At 64.1% G+C, this 15,559-nt stretch carries 15 protein-coding genes; 3 read left to right on the top strand and 12 right to left on the bottom strand.

Annotation, left to right across the window (positions count from 1 at the left end):
- Positions 1–18: 18 nt before the first annotated feature.
- The 4 genes from ACTDXD_RS13070 to ACTDXD_RS13055 form a co-directional block, all read right to left on the bottom strand.
- Positions 19–828 (bottom strand): metal-dependent hydrolase, encoded by an 810-nt coding sequence (locus ACTDXD_RS13070; protein ID WP_440127411.1) that lies wholly within the window; start codon positions 826–828, stop codon positions 19–21.
- Positions 829–1,002: 174 nt separating this feature from the next.
- On the bottom strand, positions 1,003–1,476 hold the full coding sequence (locus ACTDXD_RS13065; RefSeq protein ID WP_440127410.1) for a Dps family protein: 474 nt from the start codon (positions 1,474–1,476) through the stop codon (positions 1,003–1,005).
- Between the two features lie 306 nt (positions 1,477–1,782).
- Entirely contained in the window at positions 1,783–3,243 is a 1,461-nt protein-coding gene (locus tag ACTDXD_RS13060; RefSeq protein WP_440127409.1) for a catalase, read from the bottom strand.
- Between the two features lie 102 nt (positions 3,244–3,345).
- The gene (locus ACTDXD_RS13055) at positions 3,346–3,774 is read right to left on the bottom strand and encodes a Fur family transcriptional regulator (protein WP_440127408.1); all 429 of its coding nucleotides are present in this window, start codon (positions 3,772–3,774) and stop codon (positions 3,346–3,348) included.
- A gap of 108 nt (positions 3,775–3,882) precedes the next feature.
- On the opposite strand from ACTDXD_RS13055, the gene ACTDXD_RS13050 reads away from it, so the two are divergent.
- Positions 3,883–4,779: an LLM class flavin-dependent oxidoreductase gene (locus tag ACTDXD_RS13050; RefSeq protein ID WP_440127407.1), complete on the top strand. Its 897-nt coding sequence runs from the start codon at positions 3,883–3,885 to the stop codon at positions 4,777–4,779.
- A gap of 60 nt (positions 4,780–4,839) precedes the next feature.
- On the opposite strand, the gene ACTDXD_RS13045 is transcribed toward ACTDXD_RS13050, so the two are convergent.
- Entirely contained in the window at positions 4,840–6,297 is a 1,458-nt protein-coding gene (locus tag ACTDXD_RS13045; RefSeq protein WP_440127406.1) for a catalase, read from the bottom strand.
- Positions 6,298–6,597: 300 nt separating this feature from the next.
- On the opposite strand from ACTDXD_RS13045, the gene ACTDXD_RS13040 reads away from it, so the two are divergent.
- Positions 6,598–7,386, top strand: a complete 789-nt coding sequence (locus ACTDXD_RS13040) for a DUF5602 domain-containing protein (RefSeq protein ID WP_440127405.1) — start codon at positions 6,598–6,600, stop codon at positions 7,384–7,386.
- Between the two features lie 18 nt (positions 7,387–7,404).
- Here the strand turns inward: ACTDXD_RS13040 and ACTDXD_RS13035 are convergent, their stop codons facing one another.
- The 5 genes from ACTDXD_RS13035 to ACTDXD_RS13015 are packed head-to-tail and all read right to left on the bottom strand — an operon-like array spanning position 7,405 to position 12,505.
- Positions 7,405–8,028: a pentapeptide repeat-containing protein gene (locus tag ACTDXD_RS13035; RefSeq protein WP_440127404.1), complete on the bottom strand. Its 624-nt coding sequence runs from the start codon at positions 8,026–8,028 to the stop codon at positions 7,405–7,407.
- Positions 8,029–8,075: 47 nt separating this feature from the next.
- Positions 8,076–8,711 (bottom strand): hypothetical protein, encoded by a 636-nt coding sequence (locus ACTDXD_RS13030; RefSeq protein ID WP_440127638.1) that lies wholly within the window; start codon positions 8,709–8,711, stop codon positions 8,076–8,078.
- On the bottom strand, positions 8,695–10,410 hold the full coding sequence (locus tag ACTDXD_RS13025) for an FAD-dependent oxidoreductase (RefSeq protein ID WP_440127403.1): 1,716 nt from the start codon (positions 10,408–10,410) through the stop codon (positions 8,695–8,697). Before ACTDXD_RS13025 ends, ACTDXD_RS13030 begins: the two co-directional genes overlap by 17 nt.
- Positions 10,407–11,930 carry a flavin-containing monooxygenase gene (locus ACTDXD_RS13020; RefSeq protein WP_440127402.1) on the bottom strand — a complete coding sequence of 508 codons (1,524 nt, stop codon included), beginning with the start codon at positions 11,928–11,930 and terminating at the stop codon, positions 10,407–10,409. Before ACTDXD_RS13020 ends, ACTDXD_RS13025 begins: the two co-directional genes overlap by 4 nt.
- Positions 11,927–12,505 (bottom strand): TetR/AcrR family transcriptional regulator, encoded by a 579-nt coding sequence (locus ACTDXD_RS13015; RefSeq protein ID WP_440127401.1) that lies wholly within the window; start codon positions 12,503–12,505, stop codon positions 11,927–11,929. The genes ACTDXD_RS13020 and ACTDXD_RS13015 overlap by 4 nt, the downstream gene beginning before the upstream one ends.
- Positions 12,506–12,674: 169 nt before the next feature.
- Here ACTDXD_RS13015 and ACTDXD_RS13010 point away from each other — a divergent pair, with 169 nt between their 5' ends.
- Positions 12,675–13,154: a MaoC family dehydratase gene (locus tag ACTDXD_RS13010; RefSeq protein ID WP_440127400.1), complete on the top strand. Its 480-nt coding sequence runs from the start codon at positions 12,675–12,677 to the stop codon at positions 13,152–13,154.
- A 79-nt stretch (positions 13,155–13,233) separates the two neighbouring features.
- Here ACTDXD_RS13010 and ACTDXD_RS13005 read toward each other — a convergent pair whose 3' ends face one another.
- Positions 13,234–14,268 carry an aspartate-semialdehyde dehydrogenase gene (locus tag ACTDXD_RS13005; protein ID WP_440127399.1) on the bottom strand — a complete coding sequence of 345 codons (1,035 nt, stop codon included), beginning with the start codon at positions 14,266–14,268 and terminating at the stop codon, positions 13,234–13,236.
- 3 nt (positions 14,269–14,271) lie between these two features.
- Positions 14,272–15,537, bottom strand: a complete 1,266-nt coding sequence (locus ACTDXD_RS13000) for an aspartate kinase (RefSeq protein ID WP_440127398.1) — start codon at positions 15,535–15,537, stop codon at positions 14,272–14,274.
- Between the last annotated feature and the right edge of the window lie 22 nt (positions 15,538–15,559).

Here is a 15,559-nt window from a genome sequence, read left to right as displayed (position 1 = left end):
TGCCAGTGGCTTCGAAACTCAGAACGCCAGACCGGATGCCTCGAGCGCCCCGAAGACGTAGTCCGGAACACCCTCGACGGACCAGAGAGCGAACCCGGCCGCAGCGACGGTCAGCGCAGGTCCGAGGAACACCACCTCGAACGGTCCGCCGGCCCTGATGGAGATCGCACGCGGAAGTTTGAACTCCCACCACCGCTTCCCTTGCCACGGCACGAACGGAGCAAGGAACGGGATCCCCTCCTTCGTGATCGCGTCACCCAGACAGTGCGTGACGCACCCGAGAGCGACAGCAACTCCCAATCCGGTCGACCCGACATCCCCGGGGAACGCTGTCCACATCAATATCGAGAGAATCGCAGCGACAAGCGTGACGACGAACCATCCGTACTTCTTGGCCCAAGAGCCGAACAACCCGCGCAACGCGAGACCCAGGGTGATGAACAGGACGCCGATGATCGCGTTCCGTCCGAACTGAGCAACCAGTAGCGACACTCCTGTTCCGGCCAGGGCCGCGAACAACGCCGTGTGCGTCATGGTGCGGTGACCACCCGTACGCTTCCGGTCCTTACTCCCCCGCGTGACGTTGTAGTACGCCGCAGAGACCGCGCCGACGCCCCGCGCGAAGGCCTGACTCACCGGACCGAAGGATCGCGCGACGGTCGATTGAGCCGTATCGAGATCGGGCAGCAGCGCCGATCCGGCACAGACTCCCGCGAAGGCGAGAATCTCCGGCGTCGAGGTAGGGCCACCCCATTCCCGCGGCAACACGTCGGCGACCAGGAGACCGACGAGCGCTCCGGATACCGCATGGGTAGGTCCCATCACCATGTCGGACAACACCTTTCGTTCGAACTCCGCCACCCGTCCGATCGGAGGGGATCGAACACCCAACCTAGCAACCACTACCGACACACCTGTCACACGGATCACTGGCGAATCCCACCGGAACGACCGAAGGCCGCCCACCGAGACGGTGGGCGGCCTTCGAGTTCATCGTTCAGGTCAGGCGAGCTGCGCCTGCCACATCCAGTGAAGCTGCTCGAGGCGAGCAGCCTGACCGATCAGCAGATCCTGTGTGACCGGGTCTGCATCGCCGGTGACCTCGATACCTTCACGCAAGCGCGCAATGACCGCTGCGAGATTACCTACGATCGAAGCGACGACCTCGGTATCCTTGCTCCAGCCGTCGCCGAAGCCCTTGGTGCCGCTCTCACGGGCAACCGTTGCGACCCGGCCGTCCGGGCTGACACCGATGGCGGTCAGCCGCTCGGCCACCTGATCGGTGAACTCGCGAGCAGTGGCGACGAGTTCGTCGAGGTCGAGATGGATGCTGCGGAACTGGGACCCGACGACGTTCCAGTGTGCCTGCTTGCCGATCAGACTCAGATCGATCACATCTACGAGCACGTTCTGCAAGGCGTCTGCGGCAACCTTCCGGTTCTCGTCCGACAGCGTGCTGCTGATGGGGCTGTTCATCTTTCGCACTCCTCTCATTTTTCGTATATCGCTGGGTTCAACAGTTGTCATGCCCGAATGCTTCCTGACCGAATCATTCTGTGGCCGAATCCACATCCGGGCGAAGCCCGGTGTCACATGCTCATGTCGGCCGAGGCGCCGACGTGACCCCGGACCCGTCGCGAGGCATGATGGTTGTACGGTTCATCATCAACCGACCTAGGGGGTTCACACCATGGACGCACAGTCTCTGATCGTCTGGGCACTGGCCGTTGCGATCTACTTGTGGGGCCTGGCCTGACGCCTCGGGGCACAAACCCCGAGACCTCACTCGCCTCCGGCCCGCACGCCCACCTCGACCCTCTTGCCCAGATCTGGGTCGACGTTGCGCCAGTATTCGAAGATGCGCTCGTACAAGGCTTCTGAGGTGCCGGCCAGGACATGGCCGACGATGTTGCCGACCAGGAGTTCCCGCGTGGCGTCGTCCATGACCTCTCGGACCAACGTGCCTGCCTGACCGAAGTCGTCGTCCTCCGCGTGCTGCACATACGCAGCTCGCACCGCCTCCGGACCGAAGGTCCACAGCCCGTCATCACCCGCGCGCTCGGGGTCGGCATGCGGTCCGCCGAAGCTGTTCGGGGCGTAGACCGGCGTCGCCGGGTCATTGAACGAGTACGCCATGTTGCCGTCCTGCGAGTACGACTCCACCTTGTTCTTCGGAGTGTTGACCGGCAGCTGCCCGTGGTTGGCGCCGACCCGGTAGCGGTGCGCGTCCGCGTAGGAGAACACACGGCCGAGAAGCATCTTGTCGGGCGAGAAGCCGATGCCCGGAACGATATTCGAGGGTGCAAAGGTCGCCTGCTCGATCTCGGCGAAGAAGTTGCGTGGGTTGCGGTTCAGCGTCCAGGTACCGACCTTGATCAACGGGTAGTCCTTCTGCGACCAGACCTTCGTGAGATCGAACGGGTTGAAACGATAATCCTCGGCCTCCGCAACGGGCATCACCTGCACGTGAAGCGTCCAGCTGGGGAACTCACCTCGTTCGATCGCCCGGTACAAATCGGACCGGTGGTAATCGGGGTCGGTGCCTGCGAGCACATCGGCCTCCGGAGCGGTGAGTGTGTCGATTCCCTGGTCGGTCTTGAAGTGGTACTTCACCCAGAATCGCTCACCGGCGGCATTGATCCACTGGTAGGTGTGCGAGCCGAAGCCGTCCATGTGCCGCCAGGTACGCGGAATGCCGCGGTCCCCCATCAGCCAGGTCACCTGATGCGCGGTCTCGGGACGCAGCGTCCAGAAATCCCACTGCATGGTGTGGTCGCGCAGACCGGAGCCGGGTAGGCGCTTCTGCGAATGGATGAAGTCGGGGAACTTGATCGGATCCTTGATGAAGAAGACCGGTGTGTTGTTGCCGACGAGGTCGTAGTTGCCGTCCTCGGTGTAGAACCGCACCGCGAAACCACGCGGGTCGCGCCACGTGTCCGGACTTCCCTGCTCACCGGCGACCGTCGAAAAGCGCACCAGCGACTCAGTTTTCACGCCGGGCTGGAACAGCTTCGCCTTCGTGTAGGCGCTCACATCCTCGGTCACGACGAGTTCACCGAATGCGCCACCACCCTTCGCGTGGACCACTCGCTCGGGGACACGTTCACGGTTGAAGTGTGCGAGCTTCTCGATGAGGTAATGGTCGTGCAGCAGGATCGGACCTTGCGCACCCGCGGTCAGCGAGGTGTCGTCACTGGCGACAGGGTTACCGGCGTTGTTGGTGGTGAAACGGGTGTTCGTCATGTGAGACCTCCAGATGAGCGGTTCCCCGTGGGAGCGGGTACGACGCGTCGACACGGTCCGTGAGAGCGGCACCGTGCGTGAAGTGGATCAGTGAATGAGAGTTCAGCGGCAGGACCGGCACAAACCCCAGAAGGTCACCTCGGCTTCGTCGATGACGAAGCCTCCGGCATCCGACGGAGTAAGGCAGGGCGCAGCGCCGACGGCGCAGTCGACGTCGACGACAGTGCCGCAATTGCGGCAGACCAGGTGGTGGTGGTTGTCCCCGGTGCGGGTCTCGAACCGTGCCGGGGATCCGGCCGGCTCGATCCGCCGGAGGAGTCCGGCGCCCACGCAGGCTCTGAGTACGTCGTAGACGGCCTGGGTCGAGACCTTGCCGAGCTCGTCCCGCACAGCGGCGGCAACCTGATCGGCATCCGAATGTGGGTTCCGGGCAACCATATCGAGTACTGCAACTCGCGGAGCCGTCACCCGCAAACCCACGGAACGAAGCTGTTCCTTGGGGTCGAAGTGTGAGTCATCCGTTCGCTGCATGCCACCAAGTATGCCTCTTTTCTGGAATTAGTCAAGAAAAGGATCGGTGTGGCCGTGCTCACCGGCTAGGGTGGACACGGTCGACTCCGTCGAGGGAAGGAACATCCTATGCCCGACTACGGTCAGAAACTCCGGTTCGGAAGCTTTCTCACGCCCACCGCGGCCGACCCCACGATCGTCGTCGACCTCGCCGTAAGATCCGAACGTGCCGGACTGGACCTGGTCACCATCCAGGACCACCCGTACCAACCCCGCTTCCTCGACGCATGGACTCTGCTGACCTGGATTGCAGCAAGAACCGACACCGTGACGATCTCTCCGAATGTCGCGAATCTTCCGCTACGAGGACCAGCGATCCTCGCGCGCAGCGCCGCATCGCTCGACCGGCTCAGCGGCGGGCGTATCGAACTCGGAATGGGAGCCGGGAGCTTCTGGGACGCCATCGCTGCCAACGGGGGGCCACGACGCGGCGCAGGAGAATCGGTCGACGCACTCGTCGACGCCATCGCGGTGATCCGAGCCCTCTGGTCGGACGAACGCGGTGCGGCACGTGTCAGCGGCGAGCACTACAGCGTCGACGGCGCCAAGCGCGGACCGGCCCCGCTACACGACATCGGAATCTGGCTAGGCGCGTATGGGAAGCGGATGCTGGCGGTGGCGGGACGCTACGCCGACGGATGGCTACCGAGTTCCTTCAATGCCGGACCGGACGCACTCGGCGCGATGACCGAGCGAGTGGACGCGGCTGCACACGAGGCGGGTCGCGACCCTGCTGCGATCCGCCGCCTGTACAACGTCAGCGGCACCTTCGGCGACGCCGCAGATGGTTCGTTTCTCAACGGTCCGCCACGAGTGTGGGCCGAACAACTCGCCGACGTGGCGCTGCTTCACGGCACCAGCACCTTCATTCTCGGGAGCGACACCGCCGACGACCTCGAACGCTTCGCAGGCGAGGTCGCGCCACTGGTGCGCGACCTCGTCGACGCTGAACGGAAGGCGACCTGACTCGGTTTCGACGGTAGGGGCCGCCTGCGTGCGCAGACGGCCCCTATCCATACAACTGACCTAGATGGGGCGTTCTCCCTTGAGGGCAGCAATCGCCTTCGCGACGCCCTCGCCGTAGGCAGGGTCGCACTGCGTGCAGTTGTCGATGTGACGCTGCACCACGATCTCCTCGGCGCCGTCGATCGCGCGAGCAGTGTTTTCGAACAACGCCTGCTTCTGCTCGTCACTCATGTTGTTGAACAACACGCGGGGCTGCGAGAAGTAGTTGTCGTCGTCCTCGCGGAAATTCCACGCGTCGGCGACGTCGCCCACCGACTGAGGCGGATTGCGGTATTCCGCCTGCTCCTGCCACTGACCGTAACTGTTCGGCTCGTAGTGCAGCTTGCCGCCGTGATTGCCGTCGACCCGCATCGCGCCGTCGCGGTGGAAACTGTTCACCCCATTCCTCGGTGCGTTGACCGGGATCTGGAAGTGATTGACTCCCAGCCGGTATCGCTGTGCATCGCCATAGGAGAACAGACGACCCTGCAGCATCTTGTCGGGCGAGAAACTGATGCCGGGAACCACATGTGCAGGGTTGAAGGCGGCCTGCTCGACTTCCGCGAAGTAGTTGTCGGGGTTGCGGTTGAGCTCCCACTCACCGACCTCGATGAGAGGGTAGTCGCCCTTCGGCCAGACCTTCGTCAGATCGAACGGGTGGTAGGGCACCTTCGCCGCGTCTGCCTCGGGCATGATCTGCACGCACAGCTTCCACTTCGGGAAGTCACCGGCCTCGATCGCATCGAACAGATCACGCTGAGCGCTCTCGCGGTCGGTGCCGACGATGGCCGCAGCCTCCGCGTCTGTCAGATTCTTGATGCCCTGCTGGACACGGTGATGGAACTTCACCCAGAACCGCTCCCCCTGGGCATTGATGAAACTGAAGGTGTGTGAACCGAAACCGTGCATGTGCCGGTACGAAGCGGGTATGCCACGGTCACTCATGACGATGGTGACCTGGTGTAGCGACTCGGGGAGGCTGGTCCAGAAATCCCAGTTGTTGTTGGGACTACGCAGGTTGGTTCGCGGGTCGCGCTTGACGGCGTGGTTGAGGTCGGGGAACTTCAGCGGGTCGCGGAAGAAGAAGACCGGCGTGTTGTTGCCCACGAGGTCCCAGTTTCCGTCTTCGGTGTAGAACTTGACCGCAAAGCCGCGAATGTCGCGCTCGGCGTCGGCAGCGCCGCGCTCGCCTGCCACCGTGGAGAACCGGGCGAACAGTTCGGTCTTCTTGCCGACCTCGGAGAAGATCTTGGCAGTGGTGTACTGCGTGATGTCGTTGGTGACCGTGAACGTCCCGTATGCACCCGAGCCTTTCGCGTGCATACGGCGCTCGGGGATGACCTCGCGGTCGAAGTGCGCGAGTTTTTCGAGAAACCAGACGTCCTGGAGCAGTTGCGGACCACGCGGTCCGGCGGTGATGACGTTCTGATTGTCGGGAACGGGAGCACCTGCGCCGGTCGTCAGCTTGTCCTGGGTCATTGTCGTCCCTCCGTAGGCATGCGTGGATATACGCGCGTTCAGTCGAAGTTCGTATCCAGTTGTCGCGCTACCACTCCGGGCTGCGAAGCGGCGGCAGTCCCTGGCGTTTCACAACGCGAGTTCCGTTGTGTCACCAATCACACTTCACCACCTTTTCTTGAATAGGTCAAGAAAACGAGGCATAAAGTCCCGAGGCGCCGGCAGGCAGAACCGGAACATCACGATTCAACGTACCCGCCGCGGCACCGGCCGTCAGGAAATACCATCCGAATCACCGGCCTCATGCACCACAGGAGAACCATGGCTATGCGAACGCGCCCACTCTCGCTCCTCGCCACGGCCTGCGCACTCCTCGTGGCCACCTCTCCCACCGCACACGCAGGCGGGATGTCCGGTGTCGTCAGCGCCGACGAGGTCTCGGTCGGTGCAGGAAACGCGCATACCTATGTGGCGTTCGACGACGACCGCACACCGACCGCAGTCGGTGTCCGCCTCGACGCAGCCGCCCTCGACGGACTCCCGATCGGGATGCTGCCGCACACGCAGGAGTACGTCCTGCCGCTACCCGAACAAGCCACGACCACGATCTTCGACCACGTGACCCTGGACTGGAATTCGCACGGTCACAACCCCGAGCACGGCTTCGACATCCCCCACATCGACGTGCACTTCTATCTGATCGACGCGGCCGCCAGGCGTGCGATCGATCCACTGACGCCGGGCTACATCGAGGCGTCGACCCGACTCCCCGACCCTCGGTATCTGCCCGACGGATATACCGCAGGCGACGATCCACTCCTGGGCACCGTTCCCGGGATGGGGCTGCACTGGCTCGACGCCCGCGAATCCGGCCACCACTTCACCGAGACCGTGCTACATGGAACGTGGGACGGAAAGGTCGTGTTCATCGAGCCGATGATGACGCGGCAGTGGCTCACGTCGAAACCTGATCTCCACGAGGATCTGCTCCAACCCGCCGCTTACCAACAGTCCGGCGCCTACCCCACGACCTATTCCGTGGCCTGGGACGAGCCCGCACAGGAGTACGTCATCGAACTCGGAGGGCTCACGCCGCGGGAACCGTCCTAGGTCGAACCACCCCGGGACTCAGCCCTGCACGACCTGAAGGCCCTGTGCCCCCGCGTACGCGAGCGCCTGCCCGAAATCGATCTTCGCGCCCCGCAGGCTCGCGGAAACCCAGAGCATCGCGTCGACGCGCGCTCCTGTCAGGTCTGCTCCGTCGAGTCGTAACCCACCCGCACGCACGCCGCTGAGGTCAGCGCCGACGAGCAGCGCTTCCCGCAGATCCGCCTCGACCAGGTTCGCCTCCCGCAATCGGCAACCGCTCAGGTCCGCCTTCCGGAGATCGACACCGCCGAGTGAGGTCAGACTGAAGTCGACCTCGTCGAAGATCAGCGGGCGCATCCGGCAGTCGCGGAAGACCGAACCGAGAAAGGTCGAGTTCCGGAAGGTGCTGTCGCGCAACTGCGTGTACTCGAAGGTGCAATTCCGGAACGCCGCGCCGGAATGCGTCGACCCGGTGAGATCCGCACCTGTGAAGTCGCAGTCGGTGAAGGTGACCGCTTCCGTCCGGAGCCCTGTGAGGTCCGCATCGTGAAAAGTGCAGCCGGTGTACTCCTGACGACGCCACTCCTGCCGCGGCAGGCGAGCATCCGAAAAGTCCTCCCCTACGATCTCGTCGATACCGGCTTCGAAGGTGGAGTCACTCATGCCCTCCAGTGTTCACCATGGCCGGTCGTGCGGATCGAGGCCTCCGGCTATCGCTCGATACGCGCAGGCCCTGTCGCCATCGAACCCGAAGTGATGACGATTCCGTGATGGGTGCCCGGCCGGAGCCAACGACCCAGCGTCGGCCCCTCGGCATCCACCGTGACCCGCGCATACCGGAAACGACCACGCAAACGAGCAGACGCTCGACACAGTGCGCCGTCCCCGTCCGGCTGGGCGAAAGTCAGTCCCCCGACGATCGGAAGCTGAGGGCCGCGCGGTGACGCGGAAGTCCGCACTTTCCAGCTCTCCGAGACAGCGGTGAAGTCGCCGAGGACGTCCCCCGAGAATTCGGCAAGCACCTTCGGCAGCTTCCAATGCTCCCGGCCACCGTGCACCGACCGCGCCGAGTCGACAGCGATGAACGGTACCGCCATCGCGGGGATCAGACCTCGACGAAGCACTGGACTGGCCAGAATCTCCCGATAGGGACCGACCGGGGACTCCAGGTAGTCGACCATCATCGCCAGTGTCATCGGCACGATCGGCCCTCCGGGACCGTACTCACGGGCCGCGGGAGTACTGCGGTGCCACCACAGGGTGGCGCGCACGCTCGCCGGCCACGGTGGCGGTGGCGACGCCGGCCAGTCTGTCCGTCCATCGTCGCTTTCAGGAACGCTCCACAGCACCGGCCGTCTCCTCACGTCGTATCGGGAAAAGGGGTAGGCGCAGCGCGCCAGGTGCCTCTGCGGGCACAGCCGGTCGAAGCGGACGCACAGGTTTCACCGGCGCATAGGGTGCCCCGACCTCCGGCCGGGTATCGTCCTCGCCCTTGTTCGGCCACAACGCCATTGCTCGCTCCGCCTGCGCGGTGATGGTGAGCGAGGGATTGACGCCGAGGTTCGCGGTGACCACAGAGCCGTCGACCACATGAAGGCCTTCGTGGCCGTACGCGCGCAGATAGGGATCGACGACACCCGTCTCAGGCGAGTCACCGATCACGCAACCGCCGAGGAAGTGCGCGGTCATGGGGATGTTCACGAGATCGAGCAGCGATCCGCCCGGATCGCCACCGATCTCGTCGCCCACCCGCCGGACCGCCTCGTGCCCGACGGGGATCCACTCCGGTGGCGGATTCCCGGGACCCTGCTTGCTGGTGACACCGTGTCCGAGCGGGCTTCGCCTGCCGGCAAGTTCGAGGGAATTGTCGTCGGTCTGCATCACGAGCGCGATGACGGTGCGTTCGGACCATCGTCGTACCGACAGGCTGCGCAGGAAAGCTCGCGGATTGCGGGCCGCCACACCCACGAACTTCGCCAGCCGGGGTACCCGTCCACCGCCGTCGACGAGGAGCGCCTGCAGAAGTCCGATCGCGTTGCTGCCCTTTCCATATCGCACCGGCTCGATGTGGGTGTGGTCGTCCGGGTGGAACGATGAGGTGATCGCAACACCTTCGGTGTAGTCGACATCGCGATTCTGCGCCGTTGCTGCGAGTACCGCCTCGGAATTGGTCCGAACGACACGACCGAGCCTCGGCGACAACCGGGAGAGATCGCCGCTCTCACGCATCGCGAGAAGCAAACGCGCAGTGCCGTAGGTTCCTGCCGCGACCACGACCTGATCAGCGGTGAAAGCCTTGCGACGCTTACGGATACCGTCCGTGCTGCGCGTCTCGATCTCGTAGCCGCCACCCGGGCGAGGCGTGACCCGTGTTGCGGTGGTGAGGGGATGGATCCGCGCGCCCGCACGCTCTGCGAGATGGAGATAGTTCTTGACCAGGGTGTTCTTGGCACCTACGCGGCAGCCGGTCATGCAGCTGCCGCACTCGGTGCATCCTGTGCGCTCGGGGCCCGCGCCACCGAAGTACGGATCGGGGACGGTCTTGCCCGGCTCGTCGAAGAAGACACCGACCGGGGTCGGACCGAAGGTATCGCCCACGCCCATATCGTCGGCGACCTTCCGCATCACCTCGTCGGCAGGGGTGACGCTCGGGTTCTCACGCACCCCCAGCATCCGCGAGGCCTGCTCGTAGTAGGGCGAGAGTTCGGCCTCCCAATCGGTGATGTGCCCCCACTGCGGATCCTGGAAGAACCGAGACGGCGGACGGTAGAGGGTGTTCGCGTAGTTGAGCGAGCCTCCTCCGACCCCGGCCCCGGCCATGACCAGTACGTCGGGTAGGAGGTGAATGCGCTGCACGCCATAACATCCGATCGCAGGAGCCCACAGATACTTACGGAGCCGCCAGCTGGTCTTCGGAAGCTCATCGTCGGTGAAACGACGGCCTGCCTCGAGGACTCCGACCCGGTAACCTTTCTCGGTCGAACGCAGCGCGGAGACGCTGCCACCGAATCCTGATCCGATGACGAGGACGTCATAGTGGGTCATGCTCGTACTCCCGAGTTCGTGGCCCGCAGGGCATAGTTCTCTGCATCGAACTCCCTGGTCCGATTACGGTAGTGCCAGGTGAAGGTCGGCCACATCACCGAGTTCCGGCCGGTCTTGTCGAGGTACCAACTACTACAGCCGCCGGTGTTCCAGACCGTGCCTGCCAGCATCGGGTCGAGCTCTTCGGCGTAGCGGCGCTGCGCGTCGGCCCTGACCTCCACCGCATCGAGACTGCGGGTGCGCATGACGCGCAGCGCATCGGCGATGTACGCGGCCTGGGACTCGAGCATGTACACGATGGAGCTGTGCCCCAGATTGGTATTCGGGCCGTACATGAGGAACAGGTTCGGAAAGCCGTTGATACTGATTCCCAGATGCGCCGACGGGCTCCCGCTCCACACGTCCGCGAGGCTCCGTCCGCCTTCTCCTCGGACATGCTGCGCTACAGGTGGTTCGGAGGGAGTGAATCCGGTTCCGAAGATGATCGTATCGACGGGATATTCGTTGCCTGCGGCGTCGAGGACTCCGCTTTCGGTCACCGCGGTCAGCGCCGAGGAGACGACTTCGACATTACGACGGGTGATTGCCGGAAACCAGTCGTTGGACAGCAGAATTCGTTTGCAGGTGATGGCGAAATCCGGCGTGAGACGTTTTCGCAGTTCGGGATCTGGCACCTGCTTGCGCAGGACAGAACGGGCACGCTTCTCGAACAGCGGCAACGCGTACTTCCGCGCGAGGGGCTTCGTCATCCCGATGACGTACAACTCCTTCTGGCCGTACACGGCACCGCGCACGGCCTTCTGGATCAGGGGAAAGCGGCGATACAGCGATCGAACCGGAGAAGCGATTGCGTGATCACGCTTGGGCATCACCCAGGATGCGGTGCGCTGGAAGAGCGTAAGGCGGTCGACCTTGTCGACGATCTCCGGAACGAACTGGATGGCCGATGCTCCGGTACCGATCACCGCGACCCGTGCGCCGGTCAGGTCATGGTCGTGGTCCCACTCTGCGGAGTGGAACATCTTCCCGCGGAAGAGTTCCAGACCCGGGACCTTCGGCAGGGTGGGAGTCGAGAGGGCGCCTGTCGCGACGATGAGCACATCGGCGGTGAGGTCGCCACGCGAGGTCGACACCGCCCATCGCGCTTGTTCCCCGTCCCACTGCGCATCGCGCAGTTCACACCCGAACAGCGTGCGCCGCGTGACGCCCAGTTCGCCCGATACCCGGCGGAGGTACGCGTAGATCTCGGCCCGGGTACCGTGCGCCCGCTTCCACTCGGGATCCGGCGCAAACGAGAAGGAGTACAGTGCACTCGGAACATCGCATGCAGCACCGGGATACGTGTTCGCCCGCCAGGTCCCGCCGACATCGTCGCCGCGTTCGACGACGAGGATATCGGCGGCGGGATCGTCACGCAAGAGCGTGGCGGCCATCCCGATGCCACCGAACCCCGCGCCGACTATGAGCGTGCGGACGTGCCGAGGGAGCGTTTCCCGGCCGGTCGGATCGCCAGATCTCATTTCATCACCAGAGCCTTCCACGCCGGAAGCAGCCGCTCCCGGAACTCACGATCGGATTCGGGGGTGCGCATCAGGGCCGATACCGCCAGCCCCCGGGCGAGCTCGATACTGAGATCGATCGACTCGGGGCTCATCCGGTCACCCATGATTTCCATCAATCCCACGTGCAGCGCATCCGATACCTTGCGTTCCAGTGGGACCATCGCGGTGTGCAACGCCGGATCGGTGCGCGCCGCAACCCATAGTTCGAGCGCGGCATCGAACAACGGTCCGGAGAACGCATCCATCAGCGTTTCCATCCCGACTTCGGGATCCGGTTCCGCTTCGAGGATTTCGACGAGACGCTTGTCGACGAGGTGCTCCACAGCCGCGACCACCAGAGATTCCTTGGTCGGAAAGTGGTGGAGCTGCGCTCCACGCGACACCCCGGCCCGCGTGGCGATGCCGTGAGTGCTGGTACCCGAATACCCCAGTTCGACGAGGGATTCGACCGCCGCGTCGAGCAACTTCCCGCGCGTCGCTGCGGTGCGTTGCGCTTGAGTTCGCGCGCCGGCCGCTACAGTGTCGTGGATCACGCTACTCAGCGTAACGGCAAATCAACAAACAGTCCAGACTGTTTTTATCTTCTACCTACGGTGCCGCAGGGTGCCGAGACCCATTCGATACCCAACCCGGGACCAAGCAGTGGCACACAGAGCAGAATCGCTTACGCGCACAGCAATACCGACTAGTAAGGGAGTCCCGATGACGTCCACTGAAACCGCCGGTACACACGTCTCGACCCTCGCCGAACTCGCCGGATACGTCGGCAGACCCCTCGGCCTCAGTTCCTGGATCACCGTCGGGCAGGATCGGATCGACACCTTCGCCGACGCCACCGATGACCATCAGTGGATCCATATCGACCCCGACCGCGCGGAGAAGGAAAGCCCGTTCGGCGGGCCGATCGCACACGGGTATCTGACGCTCTCGCTGATCATCCCGATGTGGTACGAGGTGCTGAAGGTGGACAGCGTGACGCTGGCACTCAACTACGGCCTCGACAAGGTTCGTTTCACCAACCCGGTACCGGCAGGCGGGCGAGTACGACTCGACGCAACCCTGAAATCACTCGAGGAGCTACCCGAAGGCGGCGTCCAGATCGTCATCGAGGGCGTGATCGAACTCGAGGACAGTGAACGCCCCGCAGTGGTCGTCGAGGCGATCTATCGCATGTTCGAGTGACAGCACCCTCGGAACGAGGGAACGGCACCCTCGATCGTGACGATCGAGGGTGCCGTTCGTTCGAAATACACGCAGTAGTCTACCGAGCCAGAAGCTCCGCAATCTGAATGGTGTTGAGCGCAGCACCCTTCCGCAGGTTGTCGCCCGACACGAACAGTGCAAGACCACGTCCCTCGGGGGCTCCCGGATCCTGGCGGATACGACCGACCAGCGACACGTCGTCGCCGGCAGCGGCGAGCGGCGTCGGCACATCGACCAGCTTGACACCCGGAGCAGACGCGAGGACCTCCTGCGCGCGAGCGGGCGAAACGGGACGCTCGAACTCCGCGTTGATCGAAAGCGAGTGACCGGTGACGACCGGGACGCGCACACACGTACCCGAAACGAGCAGGTCGGGAAGACCGAGGATCTTGCGCGACTCGTTGCGCAGCTTTTGATCCTCGTCGGTCTCACCGGATCCGTCGTCGACGATCGCCCCGGCCATCGGGAGAACGTTGAACGCGATCGGCGCGACGTACTTGTCGGGCGCCGGGAAATCTACGGCGCTACCGTCGTGCACGAGCTTCTCCGCGTCACCGATGACGGCGCGCGCCTGGCCGAGGAGTTCCTCGACGCCTGCGATACCACTACCCGACACCGCCTGGTAGCTCGAGATGACCAGTCGCTGTAGACCCGCCTCGTCGTGCAGGGCCTTGAGGACCGGCATCGCAGCCATCGTCGTGCAGTTCGGGTTGGCGATGATGCCCTTCGGCGGGTTCTTCGCGTCCTCCGGGTTGACCTCGCTCACCACGAGCGGAACCTCGGGATCCTTGCGCCACGCCGACGAGTTGTCGACGACGGTCGCGCCGGCTGCGGCGAACCGCGGAGCCTGCTCACGCGACAGGGTCGCGCCTGCAGAGAACAGGGCGATGTCGATGCCCTTCAAGTCGTCGTCGGAAGTCGCGGCCGCGTCCTCGACGACGATCTCCTCGCCGCGGAACGGGAGCTTCTTGCCTGCAGAACGCGCCGATGCGAAGAAGCGCACCTTGTCGGCCGGAAAGTTGCGCTCCTCGAGGAGGGTGCGCATGACGATGCCGACCTGCCCGGTCGCACCGACTACAGCGATGGTTGTCATGGCTTACCGTCCCGTCCCTGCGTGCACGACGGCTTCTTCCTCGCCGCCGAGTTCGAACGCGGCGTGGAGTACACGTACCGCGTCGTCGAGTTCGTTGTCATCGACCAGCACCGAAATGCGGATCTCGGAGGTCGAGATGAGGTCGATGTTGATGCCGGCATCCGCCAATGCCTCGCAGAACTTGGCGGTCACGCCGGGGTGGCTCTTCATACCCGCACCGACGAGCGACACCTTGCCGATGTGGTCGTCGAACAGCACCTGCGTGAAGCCGATCTCGTCCTGACGCTTGCTGAGCAGCTCGACGGCGCGCGGGCCGTCGGAGGTCGGCAGCGTGAAGGTGATGTCGGTCTTGCCGGTCTCCACCTTCGAGATGTTCTGCAGCACCATGTCGATGTTGATCTCGGCGTCGGCGACAGCGCGGAACACCTTCGCGGCGTAGCCGGGCGTGTCGGGCAGTCCGACAACGGTGATCTTCGACTCGCTGCGGTCATGTGCAACGCCGGTGATCAGGGCTTCTTCCACGGGGATGTCCTCCATCGATCCGGTCACGAGGGTGCCGGGCTTGGTGGTGTACGACGAACGAACGTGCACGGGCACGTTGTAGCGGCGGGCGTACTCGACGCAGCGCAGCATCAAGACCTTGGCCCCACATGCTGCGAGTTCGAGCATTTCTTCGAAGGAGACCTTGTCGAGCCGCTGCGCATCCTTGACGATGCGCGGGTCGGCGCTGAACACGCCGTCGACGTCCGTGTAGATCTCGCAGACGTCCGCGTTCAGTGCGGCAGCAAGAGCGACAGCAGTGGTATCCGATCCGCCACGACCGAGCGTCGTGATGTCTTTGTTGTCCTGACTGACGCCCTGGAATCCGGCGACGAGCACGATGCTGCCCTCGTCGAGCGCAGTACGCACGCGACCGGGCGTCACGTCGATGATCTTCGCCTTACCGTGGCTGCTGGTGGTGATGACACCTGCCTGCGAGCCGGTGAAGGACCTGGCTTCGGCGCCGAACGAGTGAATTGCCATCGCGACGAGGGCGTTGGAGATGCGTTCACCGGAGGTGAGGAGCATGTCCATCTCACGTGCGGGCGGGGCCGGGCAGACCTGTTGGGCGAGGTCGAGGAGTTCATCGGTCGTGTCGCCCATTGCCGACACGACCACAACGACGTCGTTGCCCGCCTTCTTGGTCTCGACGATCCTTTCAGCGACGCGCCGGATCCGTTCGGCCGTCGAGACCGACGATCCTCCGTACTTCTGGACGACGAGTGCCACGCTGGCGAACCTCCGGGGTCTT

This window comes from Rhodococcus sp. SJ-3 (assembly GCF_051918125.1).
In the GTDB taxonomy this organism is placed as follows: domain Bacteria; phylum Actinomycetota; class Actinomycetes; order Mycobacteriales; family Mycobacteriaceae; genus Rhodococcus.
The sequence above is the reverse complement of the archived record's forward strand: the minus strand, read 5'-3'. Positions and strand labels throughout refer to the sequence as shown.